General features: G+C 64.1%; 28 protein-coding genes and 1 pseudogene. 1 reads left to right on the forward strand and 28 read right to left on the reverse strand.

The window, feature by feature from the left end:
- Positions 1 to 152: 152 nt before the first annotated feature.
- The gene (locus tag LRS12_RS08085; RefSeq protein ID WP_257844116.1) at positions 153 to 548 is read right to left on the reverse strand and encodes a hypothetical protein; all 396 of its coding nucleotides are present in this window, start codon (positions 546 to 548) and stop codon (positions 153 to 155) included.
- 75 nt (positions 549 to 623) lie between these two features.
- On the opposite strand from LRS12_RS08085, the gene LRS12_RS08090 reads away from it, so the two are divergent.
- Positions 624 to 791, forward strand: coding sequence for a hypothetical protein (locus LRS12_RS08090; protein ID WP_257844118.1), 168 nt, complete (start codon positions 624 to 626; stop codon positions 789 to 791).
- Between the two features lie 171 nt (positions 792 to 962).
- Here the strand turns inward: LRS12_RS08090 and LRS12_RS08095 are convergent, their stop codons facing one another.
- The 27 genes and pseudogenes from LRS12_RS08095 to LRS12_RS08220 all read right to left on the reverse strand — a co-directional run.
- Entirely contained in the window at positions 963 to 1,409 is a 447-nt protein-coding gene (locus tag LRS12_RS08095) for a hypothetical protein (protein ID WP_257844119.1), read from the reverse strand.
- An 11-nt stretch (positions 1,410 to 1,420) separates the two neighbouring features.
- On the reverse strand, positions 1,421 to 1,663 hold the full coding sequence (locus LRS12_RS08100) for a hypothetical protein (RefSeq protein WP_257844120.1): 243 nt from the start codon (positions 1,661 to 1,663) through the stop codon (positions 1,421 to 1,423).
- An 85-nt stretch (positions 1,664 to 1,748) separates the two neighbouring features.
- Entirely contained in the window at positions 1,749 to 2,105 is a 357-nt protein-coding gene (locus LRS12_RS08105) for a hypothetical protein (RefSeq protein ID WP_257844121.1), read from the reverse strand.
- Between the two features lie 144 nt (positions 2,106 to 2,249).
- On the reverse strand, positions 2,250 to 2,591 hold the full coding sequence (locus LRS12_RS08110; RefSeq protein ID WP_257844122.1) for a hypothetical protein: 342 nt from the start codon (positions 2,589 to 2,591) through the stop codon (positions 2,250 to 2,252).
- A gap of 26 nt (positions 2,592 to 2,617) precedes the next feature.
- Positions 2,618 to 2,944 carry a DUF3574 domain-containing protein gene (locus LRS12_RS08115; protein ID WP_257844123.1) on the reverse strand — a complete coding sequence of 109 codons (327 nt, stop codon included), beginning with the start codon at positions 2,942 to 2,944 and terminating at the stop codon, positions 2,618 to 2,620.
- Complete coding sequence (locus tag LRS12_RS08120; RefSeq protein WP_257844124.1) at positions 2,928 to 3,194, reverse strand: hypothetical protein; 267 nt, start codon at positions 3,192 to 3,194, stop codon at positions 2,928 to 2,930. Before LRS12_RS08120 ends, LRS12_RS08115 begins: the two co-directional genes overlap by 17 nt.
- Positions 3,187 to 3,462 carry a hypothetical protein gene (locus LRS12_RS08125; RefSeq protein WP_257844125.1) on the reverse strand — a complete coding sequence of 92 codons (276 nt, stop codon included), beginning with the start codon at positions 3,460 to 3,462 and terminating at the stop codon, positions 3,187 to 3,189. The genes LRS12_RS08120 and LRS12_RS08125 overlap by 8 nt, the downstream gene beginning before the upstream one ends.
- A gap of 9 nt (positions 3,463 to 3,471) precedes the next feature.
- A complete protein-coding gene (locus LRS12_RS08130) occupies positions 3,472 to 3,750 on the reverse strand; it encodes a hypothetical protein (protein WP_257844126.1) in 279 nt (92 codons plus the stop codon).
- A complete protein-coding gene (locus LRS12_RS08135; protein ID WP_257844127.1) occupies positions 3,747 to 3,938 on the reverse strand; it encodes a hypothetical protein in 192 nt (63 codons plus the stop codon). The genes LRS12_RS08130 and LRS12_RS08135 overlap by 4 nt, the downstream gene beginning before the upstream one ends.
- Positions 3,935 to 4,087 carry a hypothetical protein gene (locus LRS12_RS08140; RefSeq protein ID WP_257844128.1) on the reverse strand — a complete coding sequence of 51 codons (153 nt, stop codon included), beginning with the start codon at positions 4,085 to 4,087 and terminating at the stop codon, positions 3,935 to 3,937. Before LRS12_RS08140 ends, LRS12_RS08135 begins: the two co-directional genes overlap by 4 nt.
- Before the next feature lie 2,040 nt (positions 4,088 to 6,127).
- On the reverse strand, positions 6,128 to 6,958 hold the full coding sequence (terL, locus tag LRS12_RS08145) for a phage terminase large subunit (RefSeq protein WP_257844129.1): 831 nt from the start codon (positions 6,956 to 6,958) through the stop codon (positions 6,128 to 6,130).
- Between the two features lie 132 nt (positions 6,959 to 7,090).
- Complete coding sequence (gene terL, locus LRS12_RS08150) at positions 7,091 to 7,888, reverse strand: phage terminase large subunit (protein WP_257844130.1); 798 nt, start codon at positions 7,886 to 7,888, stop codon at positions 7,091 to 7,093.
- Between the two features lie 126 nt (positions 7,889 to 8,014).
- Positions 8,015 to 8,314: a hypothetical protein gene (locus LRS12_RS08155; protein WP_257844131.1), complete on the reverse strand. Its 300-nt coding sequence runs from the start codon at positions 8,312 to 8,314 to the stop codon at positions 8,015 to 8,017.
- Positions 8,315 to 8,356: 42 nt separating this feature from the next.
- Positions 8,357 to 8,665: a hypothetical protein gene (locus LRS12_RS08160; protein WP_257844132.1), complete on the reverse strand. Its 309-nt coding sequence runs from the start codon at positions 8,663 to 8,665 to the stop codon at positions 8,357 to 8,359.
- 28 nt (positions 8,666 to 8,693) lie between these two features.
- Positions 8,694 to 9,041, reverse strand: coding sequence for a hypothetical protein (locus LRS12_RS08165; protein WP_257844133.1), 348 nt, complete (start codon positions 9,039 to 9,041; stop codon positions 8,694 to 8,696).
- Positions 9,038 to 11,152 carry a phage tail fiber protein gene (locus LRS12_RS08170; RefSeq protein ID WP_257844135.1) on the reverse strand — a complete coding sequence of 705 codons (2,115 nt, stop codon included), beginning with the start codon at positions 11,150 to 11,152 and terminating at the stop codon, positions 9,038 to 9,040. Before LRS12_RS08170 ends, LRS12_RS08165 begins: the two co-directional genes overlap by 4 nt.
- Before the next feature lie 56 nt (positions 11,153 to 11,208).
- Positions 11,209 to 11,619: a hypothetical protein gene (locus LRS12_RS08175; RefSeq protein ID WP_257844137.1), complete on the reverse strand. Its 411-nt coding sequence runs from the start codon at positions 11,617 to 11,619 to the stop codon at positions 11,209 to 11,211.
- Between the two features lie 17 nt (positions 11,620 to 11,636).
- A complete protein-coding gene (locus tag LRS12_RS08180; protein ID WP_257844138.1) occupies positions 11,637 to 12,446 on the reverse strand; it encodes a hypothetical protein in 810 nt (269 codons plus the stop codon).
- A 213-nt stretch (positions 12,447 to 12,659) separates the two neighbouring features.
- Positions 12,660 to 15,509, reverse strand: coding sequence for a hypothetical protein (locus LRS12_RS08185; RefSeq protein WP_257844139.1), 2,850 nt, complete (start codon positions 15,507 to 15,509; stop codon positions 12,660 to 12,662).
- Positions 15,510 to 15,529: 20 nt separating this feature from the next.
- Positions 15,530 to 17,653 carry a M23 family metallopeptidase gene (locus LRS12_RS08190; RefSeq protein ID WP_257844140.1) on the reverse strand — a complete coding sequence of 708 codons (2,124 nt, stop codon included), beginning with the start codon at positions 17,651 to 17,653 and terminating at the stop codon, positions 15,530 to 15,532.
- Positions 17,654 to 17,668: 15 nt separating this feature from the next.
- Positions 17,669 to 17,998, reverse strand: coding sequence for a hypothetical protein (locus LRS12_RS08195; protein WP_257844141.1), 330 nt, complete (start codon positions 17,996 to 17,998; stop codon positions 17,669 to 17,671).
- A 113-nt stretch (positions 17,999 to 18,111) separates the two neighbouring features.
- Complete coding sequence (locus LRS12_RS08200) at positions 18,112 to 18,546, reverse strand: hypothetical protein (protein WP_257844142.1); 435 nt, start codon at positions 18,544 to 18,546, stop codon at positions 18,112 to 18,114.
- A 44-nt stretch (positions 18,547 to 18,590) separates the two neighbouring features.
- On the reverse strand, positions 18,591 to 19,595 hold the full coding sequence (locus LRS12_RS08205) for a hypothetical protein (RefSeq protein WP_257844143.1): 1,005 nt from the start codon (positions 19,593 to 19,595) through the stop codon (positions 18,591 to 18,593).
- Positions 19,596 to 19,653: 58 nt separating this feature from the next.
- Complete coding sequence (locus LRS12_RS08210) at positions 19,654 to 20,781, reverse strand: hypothetical protein (RefSeq protein WP_257844144.1); 1,128 nt, start codon at positions 20,779 to 20,781, stop codon at positions 19,654 to 19,656.
- A gap of 20 nt (positions 20,782 to 20,801) precedes the next feature.
- Positions 20,802 to 21,404, reverse strand: a complete 603-nt coding sequence (locus LRS12_RS08215; protein WP_257844145.1) for a hypothetical protein — start codon at positions 21,402 to 21,404, stop codon at positions 20,802 to 20,804.
- Positions 21,404 to 21,775, reverse strand: coding sequence for an endonuclease VII domain-containing protein (locus tag LRS12_RS20305; protein WP_374580593.1), 372 nt, complete (start codon positions 21,773 to 21,775; stop codon positions 21,404 to 21,406). Before LRS12_RS20305 ends, LRS12_RS08215 begins: the two co-directional genes overlap by 1 nt.
- Before the next feature lie 67 nt (positions 21,776 to 21,842).
- A pseudogene (locus LRS12_RS08220) lies at positions 21,843 to 22,607 on the reverse strand (hypothetical protein); the annotation flags it as partial.
- Positions 22,608 to 23,003 lie beyond the last annotated feature (396 nt).

The raw sequence follows: 23,003 nt of genomic DNA on the forward strand, positions 1-23,003 counted from the left end.
AGCGTCCCGCTCCGACTTGGTAGAGTATTCCCGCCGAACCTCGGTCAATTCGTCTGTCCGGTCGAACAGCACAAATCGACGACCGTTGCTTCCGTCATAAACCCCCCGCCTAAGGCCATATTTTTGGAGGTTCCGAGAGCTCAGAGCGTCCATCACACGGACTCCTCTTCAGGGTCGAGCACCACGGCGATCTCTTCGACCAGCCCCGGACCTTCCGGGTTGTCGCGCAGATGCTCGAACGCCCGGATCATGGAGTTGGCCAGCTCGGTCCGCGACTGACCGTTGCGGTCCGCCAGAGTGACCAGCATGTCGAACCCGACGATCATGTAGCAGCCCGGACAGAGCGGCTGAGTCGAGGCCTGGTGGAGAGTCCTCCCGCGCGCACCAACGCGCATGAGGTGATCGAGGTCGGTGGCTAGGGCCTTGCCGAGATCGGCGCGCTTACCGTCGGGGACGTGGATCAGGTTCGGATCGCCGCCATAGACGCGGCCCTCCGTGCCGTCCTGTGTAAGGCGCACGCCAAGGCGTTCCGCCAGAACGGTGGACATAGTGCTTCTCCTTGTGGCAGACTCCGCCCCATGCGGAGCATCTCTCAGACGTGGACGAGCGGTTTCGTCGCGCTCGTGACGCTGATCCTTTCAGCGGCCGCGGTCGGTGGCCTCGTGCTGTTCGTGACGGCGGCCGTAGTCGGCAGCGATGACGCGCCAATCTGGACGGCCTATGCGGCTCCGTTGTGGGTGCCGTTGAGTATCTGGATGGGCCTCAGCGGTGTCCGGAAGGCTCAGCCGTGAGGACCTGGGCAAGCGATAACGTCTCGCCCTCACGCAAAGGGCCGGAGTAGGACCGCAGCATTGCCCAGAGGTTTTCCTTGACGGCCTCCCTGTCGGACCCGACGGGATAGCTGGCCTCGACACCGGGACGGAACCAGCCGGGACGGCCGTAGATTTCCAGTCGGAACCGGATCATTGCCAGTCCGCCCCGGCCCCGCTGAGGGCGCTCTCAAGAGGCTCGAGGGTCTCCGGATCGAGAGGACGCTTCGGACCGACCGGAATGAACATGCGCTCAGCCTCCGACGTTCCCATTTCGACGGCCTTGGCCGGGACGTCATAGACCACCGGCCGGAACCCTGCGGCTACGTAGAGGCGACGATACCGAAGCGGAAACCACCGCTCGAAGCACTCGAGGTCTGGGGCTCCAAAGATCGGAGGGCGACCGAAATCGCGCTCGAGGCGCTCCCAGCGGCGGCTGGCTGAACCATATCGAAGGTCGTTCAACGTCTCCGCGATGGCTCTTGAAGAAGCGGTGATTTCCGCAACAAACTTGCGGAACTCCTCCCACCCCAGCACAGGCCAAGCCGTGCCGTAGAACGGCCCCCGACCAGCTTCATCCTCCATCCGATAGATGAGCATGACGTGTCTCCCTATGCGTGGATATATCCGGCCTCGAGGGCCGGCCCGAACTTTTCGAGCGTGAGCATGAACACGGGGAACGGCTGATCGGCGATCTTGTAACCGTTGTCGCTCCAGTCGACGGTATTCTCGTCTACGAGACGAGCGCCGAGCTCGCGCGCGATGGCAGTCGATCCGACCGGACGCTCAGCGGCGGGGATGAAGTCGGCGATGGCAGGGACGTCATCGACGAGGGCAGTGCCACCAAAGCACATAATTCTGTTCCTTGTTCTGATCCCGACACGACGTCGGCTAAAAGGGCGGACAGCGAGAACCGCCCGCCCTTCAGGTCGAGGTTGGTCAGATGATGCGGGTGAAGACGGCGGCGTCGCCGACCTCCTGGTCGCGCGTGGTGATCCAGACGCCAGCGGTATCCGGGGCGAGCGGGTCGCCGAGGAGGATATAGGCGACTTCATCCCGGTCGATCCCGACCGCGCGGATATCGTCAGCAAACAGCATGACCGAGTCCGCGACGGCGGCCGCATCAGGGGCGGGTGTCAGCTTGCCGGCCCAGACAAGGGGCTTCAGGTCCCGTGCTTGGCGCTTCGCGCCGACAGGTTCGTGACTGATCGGCAGCAGGTTCGCATCAGCCGCTTCACCGGTCGGCGTAACGGTGATGAGCGAGGCGTCGTGCTCACGAAGTTCGGTGTCGAGCATGATAATTCTCCTTGGCATTATCCGGCCCAGCGCCGGCTAGACGCGCGGATGCGAGACCCGCGCGTCAGGTCGAGGCTGGAGTAGGAGGAGGCCGCAGCCTCGACAATCGGGATGGGAGGAACATCCCGTAAACGTGAACATTGGTTAGGCGGCGAGTGGGTACGACGCGACGACCTCCGCCTGGGTCGGATCAAAGACGACCTGAACGCCGCCCTTGAGAACGTGCTGATCCGGAACCTCGAACTCGAAGAGCTTGTAGGCCCGGTCATGGAGCGCCTGACGGGCGCGCTTCGGAAACCAGCGGATGACGTCGCGGATCGTAGCGCAGCCGCATGGACGCCCGCCGCCATTCAGTATTCCGTCCTCCCAAGGACAGGGCATGGCCTGATAGTGGCTCGGGCGTCCCAGCGCATATTCGAGGACCCGCTGGCCTTCTCCCTGGAACGGCCCCTGACCGCAGTCGCGCTGCACACGAAAGACACGCATCTCATATCCTCCCTGAAACGTGACTATCAGATGAAGTCGACCCGCACGGGTGACGTTGAGCGCATCACGGTGTCCTGCCGGTAGAGCGCCTTATAGACCCTAGCGACCGCCAAGAGCGCCTTGACGCTCTCCTCCGACCCGTCATGGGCGACCTCGATGATCGTCGCGGGTTCGTGAACGGGCTCGCCGGTCGCCTCATCGCGCCATGCGCCCTCGGCGTGGATCACAGTGTATCCCGCCGGAAACGCAGGGGCGACGTGACGAGCCTCGAAGCGCGCCCAGTCTAAGGCGTCCACGAAGGAGCCGTCAGGGACCTTGCGGCCGAACGTCAGGCGGTCAAGCGTGGTCAGCATGGTCAGCCCTCCGGATTGAAGTGGTTCCGTCGAGGTGGTCGAAGTGGACGTCGAGGCCACGCGCCCATCCAGCCCGAATGGCGACAGTGGTTGCGGCGGCCTCGGTAGGGTAATCGGCCAGCCACATTGGAAGGCCGTCGGTGTCAGCCTCGTAAAGCCCCCAAGCGGCAATACGGTCACCCGCAAACGCCCGCTCGAAAGAGCCGTCGACCGGCTTGACCGGACGGACTTGGAGATAGCTGTCATCCATCACTATCCCCCTCGTTGCTGTCCGGGTCCTCAGCGGCCTCCATGTCGTGCATCCGGAGAGCCGACAGGACGAAGGCCTCGACGTCCGCCACTCCGGCTTCCAACCGGGCGAGGTGGGTCAAGCCCGTGATGAGGTCCTTGATCCGGGTCGACAGAGGCTCAACGTCATCGACGGATCGACCGGAGCCGGGGAAGTAGACCTGAGCGTCGAAGGCGTCCTGAGCGATGCGCGCCCAGTCCGCACGGTCACGGTTGGTGACTTGGAACATGGCCGGCTCCTATCCGATGATGCTGTAGGGTTTCGCCTCGCCCATCCGGTAGAGCTCCGAACGGTAGCGACCGGGTTCCGCGAGGGAATACGGCGGTTTCCAGTGGTCCGCCTGATCGTTGATCGCCTCGTGGTCGGACTCAACCGCAAGGTAGCGATCCAGCCAGACCGTCCCGTCAGGCTCGCGGATGACAAGGCGATGCGTGGCGACCTTGCCGATGATGGCGGTCGCCTCACCGCGCTCGATTGCGCCCGTGACGTGGTGGCGGAGGGTTCCAAGCGGGCTCACTTCAGGTCGCCCTTGCTCTGCGCGACGTAGGCGTCAGCCAGCCGCGCCATGCGGAACAGCTCCGCTTCGGCGGCCTTGATGCCGTCGTAATTGCCGTTCTGGAGGATCATGGAGATGATCCCCGCCGTCTCTTCCCATGTGGGCGTCAGGTCGATGGTTCCGACCACTTTGACGTCACCGGCCTTCACAGCTTCACCCGCGCCGCGTCAGCCAGCGTGGCGACAGCGGTCCCCGGATAGTGCTCATCCAGAAGCGCGGTGCGCGCCGCATAGGATAGCCGTCCAACGACAGCTTCCGCAGCCGCGATAATCGCAACCGCTCCCTTGAACGTGAACATTGTTCGCCTCCTCAGATGAACAGGTCAGCAAAGAGGAACGAGATCAAAACCCCCGTGACGGCCCCGAGAATGAACATTGAAAGCGCGAGGCTTTCCTCATCTTCGCGGATGCTGCGGTTGGACATGACGGTCCCCTAAACGTGAGTATCGGGTGCAATCCGGGTGATCCGGACGGCTTCTTTTGGGGATGGCTGCGCAGCGTGTTAGGTTCGTCCGACTAGTCGGTGCACCGGGTCGAAGTCCCCTAACGCATCCCCAAAAGAAACCGGGGCGAGCGTGATCCGTCGCACTCGGCACTCGCCCTGTTTCCCTTTTCGTAAGCCTCTACGCCACACGGCGACCCCTTGCGGGACGGCTTGGCCCTGCCCTAGCAATGCATATCCCTCCGCAGGACGCATATCGCCGGTAACCAGACCTCTTGCGCGGACTGAACGCTGTAGCCTACTCAAGCCGCCCGCATGTTTTCCAGCTTGCAGCGCACAAGGCGCGGTCCCACTGTTAGCCCATCCGACGCTTGCGCGACTAGGAAGGGCCATGCGTGCCGCAAGATGGTTCTCCCATCGTCCGACAAGGCTAAGCCGCCAAACAGAGGCGGATCAATCGAGGGGGCTTAGCGGTCCCTCTAGCTTCCCCCGGACGGACCTAAGGGAAGGCTTATCTATCGCCGTTCGATCCTAACGCGTCGCGTTAGGCTCCACCGTGGCGGACCTTGGCGGGTTCCGATTGGAGCCGCTAGAGAACCGCGAGAACCGTCCGACTAGACGTAACGGGAGCCGCAGAACCCCTTGGCATCCAAGCCCGGCCATTACAGCACAAGGCAGGGGACCCTAGGTCCGCCGCCGGAGGTCTTTCGCCCCGCGTCCGGATCATCCGGCGACAACAGGAATATGGATTAATCCGGTGTCCGATACAATCCCCCTAACGTGATTTTCTCGACTTTTTTCGGTTTCCCTTGTGCATCAAGCACTTAGCGGGGCGTTTTTGGCGCTTCAGGGGTGCTTCAAGGCAGCCGGCAGGGTTCCGCTAAGGCCTCCGCGATGGTCCCCGGATCGAAAAAGGCAGGGGCTAACAGGCGCTCGCCTCGCTGTACGGATCAAGCCAGCCCCGTCCCCTGCCGTCCCTCGCCCCTCCAGCCCCTCCACCGTGCCCGTCTGGCGCACAATCCGCCATCCGATTGGCTGATTTGCGAGGGGTCCGCGTCAATTGTGCCAGCATGTTGCGCCAAGAGGACGGCGTGGCGCCTTGCGGACAGGGGAAGACGCGACGCGCGTAGCAAGAACCGTGCCACCCACCCCTATGGGGGGAACCGCGGTGTCGAGCGCGCGTATATGGGGTCTCGGAATTGTGCGCCAAAAGTGATCGACTTATACGGTCCAGCGTATAGGTCCCCGACATGCGCAAAAGCGTATATGCTCTAATTTGCCCCAGGAGCCCCGTACAGAGCCTTCAGGCTCCTCACGCTACCCTGATAGCCCCCTTACCCATATCTGCGCTGTAGACCCTGTTTCACGGCGTTTCACGGGCCTATGGATGTCCGAAAGATGCCTACATGGTTCGGACAGTCCCCGGCCGGGTGTCCGACCAGGGTCCGCCACGGCGAGAGACCGGTCCCAGGGGAGGGGACCCCTTGAAAAGGAGACCGATCTTTCTACGTATATACCTTAAGGATACTATAAGGGTTCCGTGACGGTATCCCTTACGGTATCCCTTACGGTATCCCTTACGGTATCCCTTACGGTATCCCTTACGGTATCCAGTCTATGTTTCTCTTTCTGTCTTCTACCCTAAGGAGAACCTCAAGGACTCCTTCACGGCATCCTCAAGGCGTTCTCAAGTCTCACCACTCGTGATCCCGGCCGAACCCTATGGGTGGGGGAGTGTGATAGATCGGGTCCCCGTCCGAGGTGACCAATCCGGTATCCACATGGTCCGGACCGTCCACCGTGAGGTGGGGGAGAAGAGGGTCGTCCTCCCAGGGACCCAGCGACCGGGGTCGGGGAGGGGCCACTCGGCGTCCCGTGATGTAGGCCATAAGGTCTCCTAACGGCGCCTGCCGCGTCCCCGGCCGGTCTTCCGGCGGGAGTGGACAGGGATCACCTGGGTCTGGAAGATCAGCCGCTCGAACTCTCGGTCCTGAGCCTCCTTCAGCTTCAGCTCCGCCTCGTGGGCGTCGGCGTTCATCCGACTGGACCAGTAAGCGAGAGCGTGGGCGAGGACGTCGAGGCGGTCGTCGTGCTTCAGAGCACCACGAGCCTCGGTCAGGTGCGTGAGCTGATAGAGCCCAGAGGTCTCCATCGAGGAGCCCCTATCGGAACCCTTGAGGAGCTGTGCGGCTCGCTTGGCGGACTGGAGGTCGTCCCGCACGACGGTCGTGTCGATCACGATGCGATGCTGCTGGAGCGCCGGCCGGATCAGGCCCATCATGCGGACCTCCTTCTGCCCAGAGACCTTGTGGTCTTCGGTGGCGACCGGGTAGCCGACCGCGCGGAGGTGAGGCTCGAGGAGCCGCAGGAACATGCCGTCGCCAAAGTTGCCCTCGGCCCGAACCAGGTTCACCTTCTCCTCCTTCGCGATCTCCGCAAGGCGCCGCAGGGTTGCCTCTGAGTGGCCGTCACGGAACCCGCCCCAGCGGCGGATGAAGACCACGCCGTTGAGGAACTTGGTCACGATGTAGGCGGTCTCGTCGCTACCGCGGCCCGAGGGGTCGATGTCCATGACGGACCCGCTGAAGGGCTGGAAGTCGGCGGAGGTGAAGATCGGCGCGTACAGCCGGTCGCCGTCGAAGCCGACGTTGTCGAGGTCCTTGTGGACCTTCTCCGGGGCAGCGCCCCAGGCGACACGAACTGGAGCGACCTCCGGAGGGACGTCCATCACGATCAGGTCGCGGGTCTTTAGGGGAACCGCTCGGCGTCGCTGAGCGACGTGTCGAGCATGAATTGGAGCTGGAAGCCGGCCGCACCCCACTCCGCCTCACGTTCCATGAGGTCGGTCTCGTGGAACCGGTCAGGGTCCGTTGGGGCTCCGCCGAGGGTCGAGCCGGTCGCCTTCATCAGCGCTGGGTTGGCGTCGATGTCGGCCTTCAGCGGCGGCGCCAGGAGGTCGGCGTAGAGGTGGAGCTTCTCCGCCAGGGGGATACCGGGCGGGCCATAGCCGCATCCCGTAGCCCTTCTCCATGAGGTGCCGATAGATCGACTGCATGGACTGGAAGGTGCCGAGGTAGATCACCTCGCCGCCTGGCTTCAGGATCGCCGCGGCCTCCTCAGCCCGGCTCTCGATCTTCTCCCGCTGCGCCTCCGTCTCGGAGTTGCTGGGGACCTCGATGTCGTCGAACAGGATCAGATCAGCGCGGCCGCCGGTCATCTGCCCGGTGATCCCGACGGCGAACACCGAAGGGTCCTTTGAGGGCGATGAGGGGCCAACGTCGAACTCGAGGGTGGAGTTCTTCTGCTTCGGGCCGGCGCGGAGCTCGGCCCAGGGGACCTCCTCGCGCGTGATGCGGTCTTCAGCGTTGATGAGGGTGTGGACGAAGGCGGCGACCTTGGTCGCAAAGCGCTCGTTCGCGGACACCACCATGATCTTGAGATCGGGCTCGCGCCAGAGCCGCCAGACAATGTAGGCGGCCGTGAGGAACGTCTTGCCGACGCCGCGGAAGGCCGCGATGAACCGCTTGCGCGGCCCGTTGGCGATGTAGTCGGCGATGTCGAGCTGAACCCGCGTGGGCTTAGGAAGCCCCAGGATGCGGGTCCAGACATACCACAGGAAGACGATGAAGGAGCCTTTGAGCTTCTCTTCGGGGGTCACAGTGCTCCCTTGCGCGTCAGATATGCCGTGAAACGCCGTGGAACAGGGTCCTCAGCGTGAATATCACGTTTCGGGTACTAGGAGACCACTCGAGGCTCGAGGGCGCTGTACGGGCCTCCTAGAGGCTCACTGGAATGAGGCCATGTCGCCCACGTCGAGGTCCCTGAGGGCTTCCGCGAGGTTCGACACCGCCGATCCCCGAGCCGGGGAGTCGATGCCGTTGTCCTTGAGGAACTTCAGGACCTTGTCGATGAGCTGCGGGTTGAGCGCCTGGTAGGCGGGGTTCGGGATTTTCGCCTTCCCATCAGGGGATCGGATCGTCCGCGGTTCCCGCGCAGCGGCCGACGCCCGCTTCAGTTCGTCCGCCAGCGTGCGTGCCGCGAGGGCGTGCAGGGCGTCGAGCTCTGAGGCGGCAGCGCGGCTCACTTGCGCTTCCCGAAGAGGGACTTGAGGTGTTCCCAGAGGTCCTTAGGGGGCTTGGCCAGCGACCTCAATGGCCGCCAAGCGGAACCGGCGTGCGCCCTCAAAGGCCGACATGCCGATCCCGAGCTTGACCGCGTCTTGTACGATGGTTGGCCAATCAGGAAACATTGCGACCAGCGCTCCTCCAACGTAGTGGCTCACGATGAGGCCAACGGTGAATTGAAGGATGCGTTGGGTCCACGGTAAGGCGCCCTGGAAGAAGACGCCGAGCGCCGCCCCGATCATCCCCGGCACGAGTCCGGAGATGAAGCCGAGGATGTCCCTCAGGAGAGTTGCGGGTTCGTTGTGGGTCAATTTAAGGGAGTCCTTGAGAGGCGGTGCGTCATGCAATCCACGGGCCTTCGACCGTCAGGTTGAACTGCGTCCCCGCGTCGATGTTTGTGGTCGACTCACCCGAACCGGCCGATCCGAACACTATCTTTGCCGAGTTTTCGGCCTGAATGAACGCGGTGAGCGTGACAGGCGCGGGCAGAGCCTCGAGCGGCACCGCCCGTACATCGTCGCCGGGTCGCCCGCCGTTCAGCGTGAAATTGAGCGAAGCATTCGCCGTCGGGGACACATAGACTGCGCTGCCCAGCGTCAGGGTGAACTTGATATGTCGCCCCGTCCGCCCATTGATCGACACGAGGTTGTCGTTGACCGACGCCCCCTCAGGCAACGCATCGTTCATCCGCGCATTGGTGACGAACGCATTCCCCCGGTCGGGACCGGCTCTGTCGTCTGCGGCTGTCCGTCATAGACGATCACCGCGCGCGCCGTTTCGGCAACGCCCGTCTGAACCGAGCAGTTCGTAGAGCCGCTTAGCTCCCCCTCCACGTCGTGCGACGTGATAAGCCCGATGGTCAGCCAGCAAGCTCGGTTAGGACCATCTGCCGCGAAATAGCTGATGCCGTAACTCTTGTTGTCGATGGCCCAGCCAATATACCCATCCTCGATCCGACGGATGTTCATCCTGATATTGTCGTTCCGGCCGAACACCCAGATTGACGAACCCAGATTGTCGGCCGGCTTCCCGCATCCGCTGATGAGGTCGAAGTCGAACGAACAGCCCGTCGATCCGAACGCAATCACGCCGCCATGTGATCCGCGAGACAGGCGAGCGCCTGTGACCGTGAACCGTTTTGCAATCGGCAGCGCCAGCGCGGCGAATTGCGCCCACCCCGACGTGCGATCATACGTCCCATCAATGTCGATATTGGTCAGTGACGTATCGACCATGCCGAAAAACCCGACCGAGTTGGTGAAACTACGCGCCAGCGTTTCGGCAATGGTGATCGTAGTTCCATCCTTTGAGACGACATTGTAGATGCCGCCAACCAGCGCCTTTACAACAGCATTGTCGGCGTGTGCTTCGGCAGCAGTCCCGAACATGCCCCGGCCCGTCATCGTGAACGATCCACCCGATGCAGACACCTCGACGATCTCGCTTCCGATCAGCAGATAGACGAGGTTACTCGTCCCGAGTGTCGTGCTGGCGGTCTCGTTGAAGGCGATTGCCCCGGTGCCAGTCCCTAACGCACCGTCAAGCGTGTGCTCGATATAGCTGTCTTCATCGTGCGCCAGGATCAGCAAGCGCGCACCGGGCTGGATGCCGCCCGCGAACTGTGCCGTCAGCGTCGACGCCCCCGCGGTGCCGGTGACATAGGTTTGCCAGACATGCGACTGAACGACGCCAATCGCGGGCGCCGTGTTTTCCGAAAGCGTGGTGATCTTGGCTGACGCGCGGATCGTTACCCGCTGCGCCTCGATGGACAGGTTCGACGGGAGCTTGATTGGCCCGCCGCCAGTGACGTTGGTGTTAACGTCCTTCGTTATCACAACCGATCCAAGCCGAAGTTTGGCCCGGCATCGGTAGAGATCGGCAAATGGGTTTACCGACCAGTGCCAGGTTCCGCGAACCATAGTCGCGTCGATTTCAGCACCAGGACGGTTGGCTTCTACCCATTCAAGCAGGGCTTTGAACTTTGCGGTGATGTCTATGGAGTTCGTTCCAGACATCACGTCGGCCCGCTCGGCTGGTGTGAGCACGTCAAGGAGGCTAATTTGTTCCGCAACCTTGTGGTTGAGATCGATAATCTGGGAACCCGTCGCCGCCTGTTGGAACGTGACCGACTGCGCCCCCTGACGTACCCATGCGCCCCCACTCAATGGCTCGTTGTCGCTTTCGATGATGTTGATGTCGTCATCGTCTCCGGTGAAATCACCGGGGGTCCAATTGAAGGTCGCCCCGTCATAGATCATCGTGACGTTGGCAATCGCCGCCGCCTTGAGCTGGGTCAGATCGGCGGCGACGTTGCCTGCTGCGCCGGGCTCGCCCTTAAAGAGAGTCCGCGCGGCCGCCACGCTAAGCGCAGAGGGGTTCCCGTCAGTGTCATACGACGCTAGACTATCAGCCCGTGTTGAGGCGCTTGGCAGTGCGGCAATCGACTCACCTTCCGGAGTCCTGACCGCCCGAGCAGTGATCGCCGCCGCGTCGTCAGCAATCTCCTGAACCTTGCGAAAAACTTGATCGCTGTCGACGTTCAGATCGGACGCGCCGAGAACGGCGGTATCGGCGAATTCGACCTCACGATCTTCGAACGGGGTGGAGCGGAAGATTTTGATACGCGCTCCGGTGTCAGGAGCGGCTGCGAACCTAAGGGTCGAGGGGTTGTCGAGGGAGAACTCGGTCGCTTCGCCGTCGACCGTCGCGTTCAGATCGGTGGTGCTCGACTTATAGTCGAACGGGATCGAGTAGGTGACGGTCGAGCCGTCACCCACGTAGACCACTTGGGTCGCCATTGGGTTCCTTCAGAAGTAGGGGGTGAGGCCGGGAACTCGCCCGGCCTCGGAAGCGATCAGCGGCGGCTGACCTTGAGGTCGACTTCGACGGCCGCCGAGGCGGCGATGTCGGCACCGCCAACCAAGAGTTCGATGATGTCGCCGCTGGCCAGGTCGAAGGGGACGGTCGTCTGCGCGGCGCCGGTAACCTTGCTGGCTCCGCCGGCCGTCGTGGCCGCCGTAAGGACCGTTCGGGTTCCGCCGCGGTTCGCGCGGAGCTGGACCGTGCAGCTTGCGCCGAGGGTCCCGCCGACCTTCAGCGAGGCGTCGAAGAGGCGGAAGTTCTCACCTACAGGAACCGTGAAGATTTCGATGGTGTCGGCGTTGTCCGCCGCGTCGGCGGCGAGGGTGACGCTCTTGCTGATGACACTGAGGCCACGGCTGAGCTGAGGGATGGTGTCGTTGCGGTAGGAAGTGACGTTTGCCATGTTCTATGGTTCTTTCGTTACTCGCTCGGTTGGAGACCAAGCTGTTGGGCAAGGCGCTGGGCCTCGCTCTCGTTCTGTTCACGGGTTGCCCCGCGGAGCTCGCCGGCCTCAAAGACCTCCTGCCGGAGGGCCTTGTAGGCGAACCCCTTATCCTCCTGGAGGAGGGCGTCTGTGGCCAAGCGGCTGAAGCCCTCCATCTCCTTCCGGATCGCTTCGACGCGCGCGGCGTCAGCCATCTCGGCATACTCAGGGAGTTCAATCAGGGTCTGGAGGGTTTCCTCCAGCGTCAGTCCGGTCCGCGCGTTGCGAACGACCTGACCTTTCAGCTCGAGGAGCCGGCTGTATTGAGCCGCTGTGAGCTTCACTCCCTCGACGGTCCGCCGAGAGCCGGGGACCTTGAAGGAGAGGCGCTCGAGTTCGGCCGCCAACGGATCGGCGTCCTCGTTGGACCCGACCCCAGCGCGGAGCCCGACCAGTCGGTCGAGGCCCTCGAGGGGGACCGGGCGGCCCAGGAGCGGGTCCCGGCGGACCGGCAGCGTCGAGGCGCCGAGCGAGGCCTTCATCAACTGATCGTTGAAGGTCATCGCCTGACGCATCGCCTCGTCGCCCCACTTCTCCGCCTGGCGCTGAACGCCGGACGCGGGAACGAAGCGGGTCGCGAAGCCTTGGATGAAGCGATCCACACGAGACGAGAAGTCCTCGTCCGAGGTGGCCCCTGCGAGGTCCGTGAGGTTCCGCAGCGAGGTCAGCCAGGTCTTCGACAGCATGTTCGCCGTCAGGGACCACAAGGTGGCCTCGATGAGCTGCCCCATCATCTCGGGGGGCATCGGGGTCCCCTTCGATGGTCCGGAAGTAGTCTCGGAGATCCGCGCCGATCCCCAGCAAGGTGCCGAGAGGATCGATGCGGCTGAACTCGTAGACGTCGTCGCCGACCCGCAGCGAGTAGCTGGGGCGGCCCGTCCGGGCGGAGCTCGTGTAGCCGCCGTCGTTGCCCACGATGGTCCGGTCGTCCGCCAGAGCGAACGCCGTCGACATCGCGATCAGGCCCATCGAGATGCGCGCGAGCGCCTCATCCCGTTCTGGCCCGCCGGCCACGATGGCCTTCCTGATGCGGTCCTTGAGGAGGCCCAGGGGGTGTAGTCGATGGCGGTCCGCTCCAAGATGCGGAGCGGGGTCTTGATGAACGGCACCACAAGGTGGAGCAGCGGGGTCGCCCCCAACCCGTCGTTCATCTTCTGCGTGATGATGAGCTCCAGCTCGTCCTGGAACAGGACTTCCCGAGCTTCAGCTTCGCCGGCCGCGCCGACCGCTTCCCGAACTCCGGCCTCGAAGCCATCGTCCGACCAACCGGCTGAGTGATCGGCGAGCTGGATCGTTCGGGCCTTGAGGTACTGGCTCAGGCTTGGCCCCTCCAGGCCCAGCTCCGCCGCCTCGCTCGCCGCGGTTCGCACCGCGTGGCTGTAGGCGCCGGCACGGGCCGCAAGGGTCCCGATGAACTGGTCAGGGAGGTTGATGAACAGGATCGTCCCGAGACGCGACAGCGAACCGACCACGTTGGTCGACCCGGCGATCACCCGCGCGAACGCGGCAAGGCCTTCTTGGAGGAACTCTGGGCCCGGCATTTCGCGGGCCATCTGCTGCATCGCGCGCCACTCCGAGGGGAGGATCGCGAGGTTGCGATAGCTCTTCACGTCGGCGCGCTCGAAGGAGCCGTCGATGATCTCACCGGCCGCCCGGTTGGAGCGGTCAGCGGCCTTCATGGCGAGCTTGTGGAGACCCAGCGTGTCCAGGTTGAGGGACAGCTCGGAGCCGCCCTCCTTCTCCAGGACGCGGATCGTGTTCGCGAAGGCCTCGCCGAAGCTGGAAACCAGCCCGTGGGAATAGGCCCACGCATCCATTACTGCCAGCCGAGCCTGGGCGCCGGCCGCCTTCCCGCCCAGAGGGGCGAGGGCCAGTCGGGCCATCATCGACATCGTCCGTTCCAGGATGCGCGATCCCAGCATGGTAGCGCCGGAGGCGACGTTGTAGATCGCCGTGGCGGACGAGAAGAGGTTCCCGACGGTTTCCTTAAGGGCTCCGTCAAGCCTCCTCAGGACGCTCATGTTCTCCCGACGGACGTGCCGCGAGAGCTCCCCGACGTCGCCGCCGAGGGAAGTGAGGCGTGCCAGGGCTTCCAGCTTTTCGGCATCCGTCACGAGCCGCTCAGCGAACTCGGAGGCCCCTTGGACGACGCGGTTCTCGGACACAGCGCGGCCGGTACTGACTGCCTCTGTCTCCAGGGCATCAGTGACCGTCTTGGCCGCCTTCGGCTTGCTGACCTTGGCGAGCGTCTGAAGGGAGCGCAGCGCCCGACCGACCTCCGACCCGGCACCGCGCAGGGCGCCCAGGTAATAGGCGTGCCGGTGGAAGGCTTCGAGGAACTCGGCCCACTTGGCCCCGGCGCCGCCACTCACGATCTCAGTCGCGGCCTCGTCGGCCAGCGCGAGCAGCTTGTGAGCGTGTGCGCCGACGAACATCCGGGCACCCATCAGCTCCTCAGCGAGGTTCGACGTGGAGCCGTGGACGGACTTCAGGACATCCGCGGTGGAGGCCAGAGAGCGCGCTGCGGAGGCCGTTGCGGCTTCCGTGATGCGGAGGTTCGAGCGGCCCAGCTTGGAGGCGTAAGTCTCGTACAGCTCCGCCATCCCCTTCTGGAGACGGCCGAGCATGTCGGGATCGTCGAACTTGGAGAAGTCGAGCTTCGCCGGATCAATGCCGATCTTGGCGAGGGCGTTCTCGGGGTCGCCGAACAGGAGGTTCTCAGCGAACCGTGCGGCAGTCGCTTCGTCGACCTCGAGGTCACCCGACTTCCGCTTCAGGTAGTCGAGCACGTCCTCGAAGTCGGTGACGTTCGGGGCCGCCTTGGCGTCCTTGGAGGGATCGTAGGCGCCCTTGGGGATGTCCGAGAACTCGGCATCCGCAGCGCCGGCTGCGTTGTCGTTCGCACCGCGCGAGACGTTGTCGTTGGCGACGGTGGGAAGGTTGCGCGCCTTCGGGTCGAGCTTGACATCCTTCTTCAGAGCGGCGACCGTGGCGGCCGCTTCATCAGCCGTACCCTTCCAGGCGCGGTAGGCGCGGATCGCCTTGGAGCCGACCTCGAAGGCCGCATCGCCGAGGAGGCCGATAGGGGCGCCCACGGCGGCCGCGCGGAAGCGCGTCTCGAGGGCGTCGTCATCGTCTTCCGCTGCGAGCGCGTCTAGGACGTCCGACTTCAGCCCGAAGCCGTCGCGGAGCGCGTTGGCGATGTTGCCGGAGACCGGATCGGACTGGGTGAAATCGACAGCGGCGCCGGCAAGCATACCTCGGCCCGCCCGGCCGAGCCAGGTGGCCCCACGAGCGATCCCGACGGCCTTGGCGTAGCCGGTGAAGGGGATGGCGTAAGAGGTCAGGCCGCGGAGGACGCGCTCGGCGACCCCGGCGTTTTCCTCGCCTTCGAGCGTCGGCAGCGTGGTAGCCTTGCGGCCGGCCGAACCGGGGGCGAAGGTGGAGCTGACGGCGCCCGCGATGGCGCCTCCGGGCCGCGTGCGCTTGACGAGGTCCAGGGCGGAGCCCACGACCCCGCCGCCGGGGAGACCGGTCAGCGGGTTCTGCGAGAACTGCCCGAGCTGGACGTCACGGCGCGCGGTGTAGCCGGCAAGGTCCCCTACGGTATCGATGAGACCCTGTGCGGCGTCTCGGAGACCACCGACGGTGACGCGGTAGATCGAGAAGGGGCGGGGCTTTGGAGGCCGCGTAGGCCGCGCGGCGGCGGCCTTATCGAGATGCTTCCCGCCCTGCTCCTTGTCGTCCTCGTCCCGAAGCTCCCGCTCCAGGCGGCGCAGCTCGTCGAGTTCAGCCTTTGTGAGGGACATTCAGTCTCCTTGAGGGGGTCTTAGCGGCCTCCCTGGCGAGCCCTGAGCTCCTGGAGGCGGCGCTGCTGAGCCTTCTTCCGACGTTCGTCGTTGGGGCCGTGCTTCGCGATTGCTGCGATGTACGCGGACTGAGGGTCCTCGCCGCTCTTGATGAGCTTCTTGTATTCCGCGAGCATTGCCGGCCGGGGATCGACGGGGTCCGGACCGGCTCCTTGAAGAGCCCGCTGGACGCTCGTCCCCTTGAGGGTCGGCGGCTTGTAGTAGTGGTCGATATACTCGGCGTGCTTGGCGACTTCAGGGTCCGAGAGGCGGGCCTGCTCGCCCTGACGGGCGGCAGCACGCAGCATCTTGAACCGAGCCACAGCTCGCCGGCCGGAGCCTAACTCGCCGCGCTCGAAGCGCCGGACGTCGTCCTCATGGGTCGCGCCGCGGAGAACGCCAGTGCGCCGCATGTCGGCCTCAGCGCCCGCCTCGAAGTCGAGGTCGGCATCTGCCGAGCGTTCGGCCTCACGGGCTTCAGCGGTTGCCATGCGGGCTTCCTGACGGGCGTCGGACTCGATGCTGTCGACCAGCGCAGAAGCGAAGCGGCCCGAGATATCGTCACGGGTTTCCCATTCGCGGATCGTGGCGATGCTGGGCGTCCGCCCTTGCGCCATCTCCGACATCAGGATTTCTTCGTTCGCCTCGTAGCGCTCCGTTCGGATGCGCCGCGCCTCGACCCGCATGTTCTCCTTGATCCGGTCACGCTCCCCGCGGATCGTGGCGATCTCTTCAGGGGAGAATGAGGGCGAGCCATCCTTGCGGGTGGAGCGCCCGAGTGCGTCCAACCACTCGGGGCGCTTCTTCTCTTCGGCTCCTGAGAGGAACGCTGAGAGGAGGGCCTTCTTGGCCACACCGCGAGGGACAGTGTCCGGAACGCGGGCCATCGCCGCCTCGAAGTCGAGGGGCGCGGGAGCGGCAGCGACTTCAGCGTTCGCCTGCGCGGGCTGGAGGTTCGGATCGGCCGTCGCTTCGGTGGCTGTCTCGGGAAAGCGGAAGCTCTCCGGATCGACAGCTTTCCCGTCGACGCGAACCACATAGTGGAGGTTCGGCCCGGTTGCGGTGCCGGTTTTGCCGACCTTCGCGAAACTCGAGCCGGCCTCGACCGTGTCGCCCTTCTTGACCCCTACGGAACTCAGGTGACTGTAGGAGGTCTGCACCCCGCCGGGGTGCTCGATGACGACGAAGTTGCCAGAGTTCTTGTCTTTGCCAACACGGATGACCTTGCCGGACGCCGGGGCCTCGACGGAGGCCCCTATCGGAGCCGCGATGTCGATGCCGTTGTGGTTCGTGGAGGCACCAGCGGTTGGTGCGCGTCGGCTCCCGAAGCCGCTGGTGAGCCGCCCTTGGACCGGTAAGCGGCCAGTAGGCGCCTTCACCGGGGACACAGCGGCCGCCTTGGGGGTAAGGTTCGCAAGTGTTGGCGGAGCTCCAGGAATGGCCGCAATCGGCCCCTGCTCGAGCTCCTGAAGGACGTTGAAGGCCACTCGGCCGACCGCCTCGGAGTTCGTCCGTTCGCGGATCGCTTCGTAGGCAGCACCCATCAGCCGAGTTCGCGTGGCGTTGAGCTGCTGGGCCACCGCCAAGGAGGCTTTGGGGTTCCCGAAGTCTCGAGGCTTTCCCTCGTCATCGGTCGCGAAGGACCCGAAGGCGTTGTCGATGATGCCCTGAATGTCGTCCAGCGTGGCCGGATCGTCCTCGTCCGCCAGCCGATCTTCGATCAGCTTCGTCACGTCGAGATCGAGTTGGAATGCGCCTCGCTTGGCTCCCTCCAGTTGGAAGGCCTCACGGTACGCATTCGACTTGGCGAAGAGGGCCTCATCGGGAGCCCCGCGGGCTCCATCTAGAGTACCCATGCCGGCGCGCTTGGCGGCCGTCTTCTCCATCGCGTTCTCGCCGATGGCGGCGGCAACATCAGTGGCCAGCCCTAGCGTGCGGGCGAGGATTTCAGCGCTCTCGGCCGGGCCTGAGGGACGGACGATGGGGGCGTTGATCTCCAGTCGAGGCGCATCGGTGTCGCGCCGCGACGGGAGGGTATAGTCGCGATTTGAGGTTCCTCGGCGCCGAGCTTCAGTCGGCGTCCGGGTCTTCGCCAAGTCTGCCATCAGGGCTCCTTGAGGTTAGGTCTTCTTCGAGGCGCCCGCGTAGGCGCTGCCGCCCGAGAGGGCGATTTGGAGCCCCGCGCCTAAAGCGGTCGGTCGCGATGACATCCGCGCTTGCGCTTCAGTCCGTGCGGCGTCCTTCCGGCTTTCCCGGTTCGCCAAGGAGCGGGAGTTTGACAAGCCAGCTTGCTGCGCGCTGTCGATAAGGAGAGCCTCGATCCCGCCACTCTCAAGGTTTAGGCCGGCTTCTCCGGCTGCAACCATGATACGGCCCTGCTCTCGGCGGGCCTCGCGGAGACGGTCATTGATCTCGGCCGTGGCGGCCCGGTCAATTTCCTTCTCGCGCACGGCTAGTTGGGAATTAATGGCACCGGCTTGGGCATTGGCTGCCTGAATTTGACCTACGGTCGAGACCGCGGTGCCGGCGACGGCGATGGCCGCAAGAGCGATAGGGTTACACACTAGACGGTCCTCGCAAACTCAAAGAAGAGCCGGCGCTCCGCGCCATAGGCCGCGTCTGCGTCGATTAGGTGGAAGCCCGAGCGAAGGAGCCATTGAAGGCTTAGCTCGTTTCGGGCGTCGATGAAGTTCCAGAGGACCGGGAAGTCCTCATGCATGTATTCGAGATGGCGGCGTGTCTGCCGCGCGACGGCGATCCACTCCCGCTCGATCCCCGAGGTCCCGAGGAGCCACACTATGCCGACACCCGGCGTAGGAGCCGGGGCGACACCGAAGGCGCCGATAGGGAGGCCGGTGCGGTCGAGGATCAACCAGGACCGATCCGAGGCCGCCCAGCTCGCCTTCAGGGTCTCCACAGGGTCACCCTCGGTGGACGCCTTGACCTCGTCGAGGTCCTCCTTTCGGAGGTTCTCACCGATGTAGGTCAAGGCGTCCATGAGAGTGTCGTAGGGGATCGTTGAAGTCTCTACTGTCCGGGCCCTCAACCGAAGGCTCGCGAGAAGAAGAGGCCTTCCCACTCAGCCGCGACCCAGATCGAGGCGTAGGGACTCGAGTTGGTCAGTGCGACGTAGACCAGCGAGGCATCGCCGGCCACCGGGAAGGTGAACGAGGCGGTCCGGTAGGGCAGACTGCCTAGTCGGTACGTGTTCGAGCCGATCACTCGGCCATTAAACACGACAGTCTGGGTCAGGTCCCCGGCGGCGACCGCGTCCCGCCCGTAGGGCTGGATTTTGGCCTCGAAGTAGGCGGTGTCAGAGTGGAAGACCGTGAAGGTGTGGAGCTGGAGACGACCGGTCGTCAATGGACGCCCCTGGTAGTCCAGAGGGAACTGACGGCTGAAGACCAAGCGGGTCTCATAGACCTCACCGACGGTGGCGGTGTGGCTACTTTCGTTGCCCGGCACGGTGACCGTCAGGCCATCGAAAGTGTATCCGCCGACCGGGATCAAGGACTCCGGATGAGTAGCCCCGGCCCCTCGAACGAGCCTGAAGGTATCCGGATTGGGCTCATACGGCAGGGTGAACGTGGTTGTTCCTTCCTCAGCGTCGTATTCCCCCTCAATCGACAGTTGTCGGTCGAGATAGATGAGATGCTGCTGGTCCGGCGTCTTCGCCTCCGGACGGAGGTCGATCTTCTCGAGGAAGAAAGAGCCGTCACGCTTAATCAGGAGGTGAAGCTCGCCGTCGAGGAAGACCCCGGAGACGACCTCGCCGTTCCCGAAGTCCCACGGCCGCCAAGCGGACAGGATTTTACGCTCGCCGTCCCAGAAGAACTGGTAGACGAAGGCCTTGTTGCTGTCCTCCGCGTTCGCCCGCAGAACCACCACCGCGTTGAGGTCGGGTATCGGGATCAGGCGTGACACGCCGGTCTTGATGAGGCCCGTTACGTGCGCCGTGATGTCCGCTGCGTCGGTCGCGTCGGACCCGTCGAGGCGGCTGTATTCCTGGACCGCGACGTAGCCGCCGGAGTCCGATGCGAAATACACTTGGTTCCCGAGGGGGACCGGCCGGACACCCGGAGAAGTCACGAACGAGGTCACCGGGTTAATCTCGATGCTCGCGGCTGACAGCCCGGACTCGCCATTCGATAGGGGAGAACTGGCGCTGAGCGCTGAAGAGCATGATCCCGTCGTTGAAAGGGACCGCATAGTCGAGCAAGGCCACGTCGGTGGTCGTTGCGGAAACCGACAGGGGGTCGCTCTCGATATAATCGAGAACCGTCCGGCGCCAGAAGTCACCATAGTCGCCCGCTACCGAGAATACGACGCTCTCGTCGACCAGGAAGCCCAGCCGGTTCTTATAGAAGAACACGTCGCGCAGGCGGCGGTTCACGAACGGAGGGGCTGGGTTGGTCACGAGATCGCCCACGCGGCGCGGCTTCCAGGAGAAGGGCGCGAACACGAAGCTCCCGTCCGACTGCCTCACAAGGGCGTGAGGCATCGTCGCAGCGGAGATCGCGTTGGGAAGTCCAGGGGATACAGTTTCGTCCCAGACGCTCCCGTTACGGACCACGTAGTATGAGACAAAGCCAGTCTCCGCGGAGCCGGCAATCCTGTAGATTTCGCCATCGGCGGGGCTCTCAGGGAGGTCCTCGAACTTCTGCACGGTTCCCGTCAGGGCACCTGCGGTCGGGTTCGGGCCATACTGGTACGCCCCACCACCGATAGGCGCCTGTGACGGGTCACCAAGGAATACGCCGTAGTCCCGCGGCGAGTTACCGCCCGGCCAGACGTAGTAGTCCGGCTGCGGGGTCTGATCGGCTTCAACCTCATCTAAGGCGCAGACGACGTCCGCGTTCACGATGAAGGTGTAGTCCGCCACGGTGATCGCGCGGTACGAGGAGCCGGGGGAGCTGAGGTAATCAAGCCCGCCTGGGGCTGTCACAGTCTGCTCCTCGCCCGTCTCGTGGTCGAAGACCTTGATGAGGTCTTGGTTCACGATCACGAGATAGCGCTCATTCACGTCACGATTGATATGGTGGATGAAGGCACCGTCGAGGTCCGCCGATACGATCTCCGCGACTAGGCGGGTAGGGGGGCGGCGGGCGACGCCACTAGCGATCTCGCCCCAGGTATTGAGCTCATCCTCGGTTTGATCGGGAGAGCGGAGAATGGCCGGCTGGCGGGAGACGCCATTGTTGATCGCCGGCAGAGTGCGCGTGGTGAGCGCCAACTATGCCTCCAGTCTGGAGGTCAGAACCTCCGACGGCTGTAGAAACGGCGAACTCCAGCGTTCGCGCGGAAGACGTTCGTGTCTCGCGTCCGGCGCTCGCCGCGCTGGAGCAGAAACCAGGCCCGCTCTTCGTCAGTCTCATTGTATCGGTCGAGGACCGTCGAGGAGACCACGCGAGCCTGGAAGCGCCGCGCTGCGGCCGTCGAGATGTACGTGCGGGCAATCTGCGGGAGATCGTTGAAGGCGATGCCCCAGATGATCTTACAGTCCACCGGGGAAGTGAACGTGAAGGTCCGGTTGTCGAGGTCCCAGAGGCACATGGAGCCGTTCTGGGGATTGCGACGTTGCGCGACGTTGACCGTAGGGTCCGCTGCGTCCACGTCGAGGACGCCGTTGGGGATCAGGATGTACCCATTGGCGTCCGGAGAAAGGGGATAGGCGTCGTCCGTGTTCCAGCTCCAGCCGGCCGTCTGGACGTCGCGCGAGGTTTCCTCAAGGTCCTGTCGGGCCTTGTTGACGTCACCGATACCGGTGACCTCGAGGGTGTTCACGGGGGCCTGACCGATGCTCTTAAGCATCCGGTTGACCGCCTCGAGTTCACTCATGGGAGCGAGCAGCGCCATCAGCGAGTACCTTCCAGATATTTGATGGCCTCTCGAAGGAGGTCCGGGCTGTCTCGAAACTTGCCGAGACCGGTGTTGCATTTCTGACAGAGAAGGCCGCGCACTTCCCCCGTCGAGTGGTCGTGATCGACAGCCAAAGATCGGCCGTCTTTAACCTGCTCTGGTTCGCTACAAATCGCGCAGACGCCGCCTTGAGCTTCTAGCAAGTCGTGGAAATCCGTCAGACTTAGGCCGTAGCGGTTTCGGAGATCGCTCTCTTTCGCGCGTGTCGGGTGTCGCGCCCGATAGCGGCGGGTCGCGTCTCGGTAATACGCCCGCCGGCAATGGTCGGGCCACGAATGGATAGGCCCTTCAACGTCTTGACAATCCAAAATTCGGCCTACGTAATGACGAAAAAAGGGGCCGAGCCCAAAGGCCCGACCCCTTTAGGTGTGCGAGTTAAGCGATCTTCAGTTCGACCGCGCACTTGTTGCGCAGAGCGCGCGTGCCGCGCATCTGGCGACCGATCATCAGGATGCCCTGCTTCTCGGGCTGATCGACCATCTGGAAGCCGAGGTCCTGCACGACTGCCGAAGCCGCCGCGAACTCGGTCCACACGATGCCACGAGTGTTCGTGAAGTCAGCGCGATAGTACGAGGGGATCGCGGTGTTCGAGCTGTCGTTGACGCCGAAGACGCGCGAGGCGACGTTCGACTTCAGGATTTCGATGTCGTCGATGGTGCTCAGCGTGTGCTTCTGGATCGAAGCCGCGCCGCCGTTGTAGTCACGGTTGAGGTTCCGGTCCGACCGGGCGAGCAGATACCACTGCGCCGGGAGCAGGAGGCCGTAGACCTTCTGCGTGTCCACCGGGACGCGCTTGGTATCCATCGCCTCCTTCGCCTGGCTGAAGCCGTCGAAGAGGGTCGTTGCGGTGGTCGCGAAGCCGGCCGAGGTCAGGCTCGAGCCGCCGCTGTCGCCCGTGAAGAGAGCGCCGCCGCGCGAGGCCAGGATGACCGCACGCATGATGTTCGCGTCCGAGTGTTCGGCCAGTTCGCGGCCGATGGCCTCAGTGTAGGGCGACCGGACGTTGACGTCGAAGAGCTCCTCATCCACGTCCGACACGAAGACCGAGGAGATCAGCTTGTCGTCGGGCGTGACGGTCACGTCCTGCGAGGCGATCTGGCCGCCAGTGATCTCCACGCCGGGGACGTGGTATTCTGCGCTTGCGTTCCAGAAGGCGGGGGAACTTGACCGACTTGGCGCCGGAGAGCTGCTGCGTCTTGTGACGCGAGTCCATGACCGTGGTAGCGTTGTAGGCCGTCAGGACCTCGCCGCCGCGGACATCGAGCATCAGCTCGGTAACGTCGCTACCGCCCTGGCGAAGGGCCGGACGCGACGGATTGCTATTTGCCATGTTACTTTCGTGCTTTGTTGAGGTTGGGTTTCTTGGGTCCCGTTGTTCCTCAAGGTCCGCGCGTGAGTGGGGTTGTCGGCCGCAGCCGGCCCCCGCTTCGGATTATCTTTTGGCAGCTTGGGTATAATCCGGAGAGACAGCGGCCTTCCGAGGAGCGTCCTCTGCGCTTTCGCGCTCGACCACTATCCGCTCTGCTGTTTGGCCCC

This window comes from Sphingomonas sp. J344 (assembly GCF_024700005.1).
GTDB lineage: Bacteria > Pseudomonadota > Alphaproteobacteria > Sphingomonadales > Sphingomonadaceae > Sphingomonas.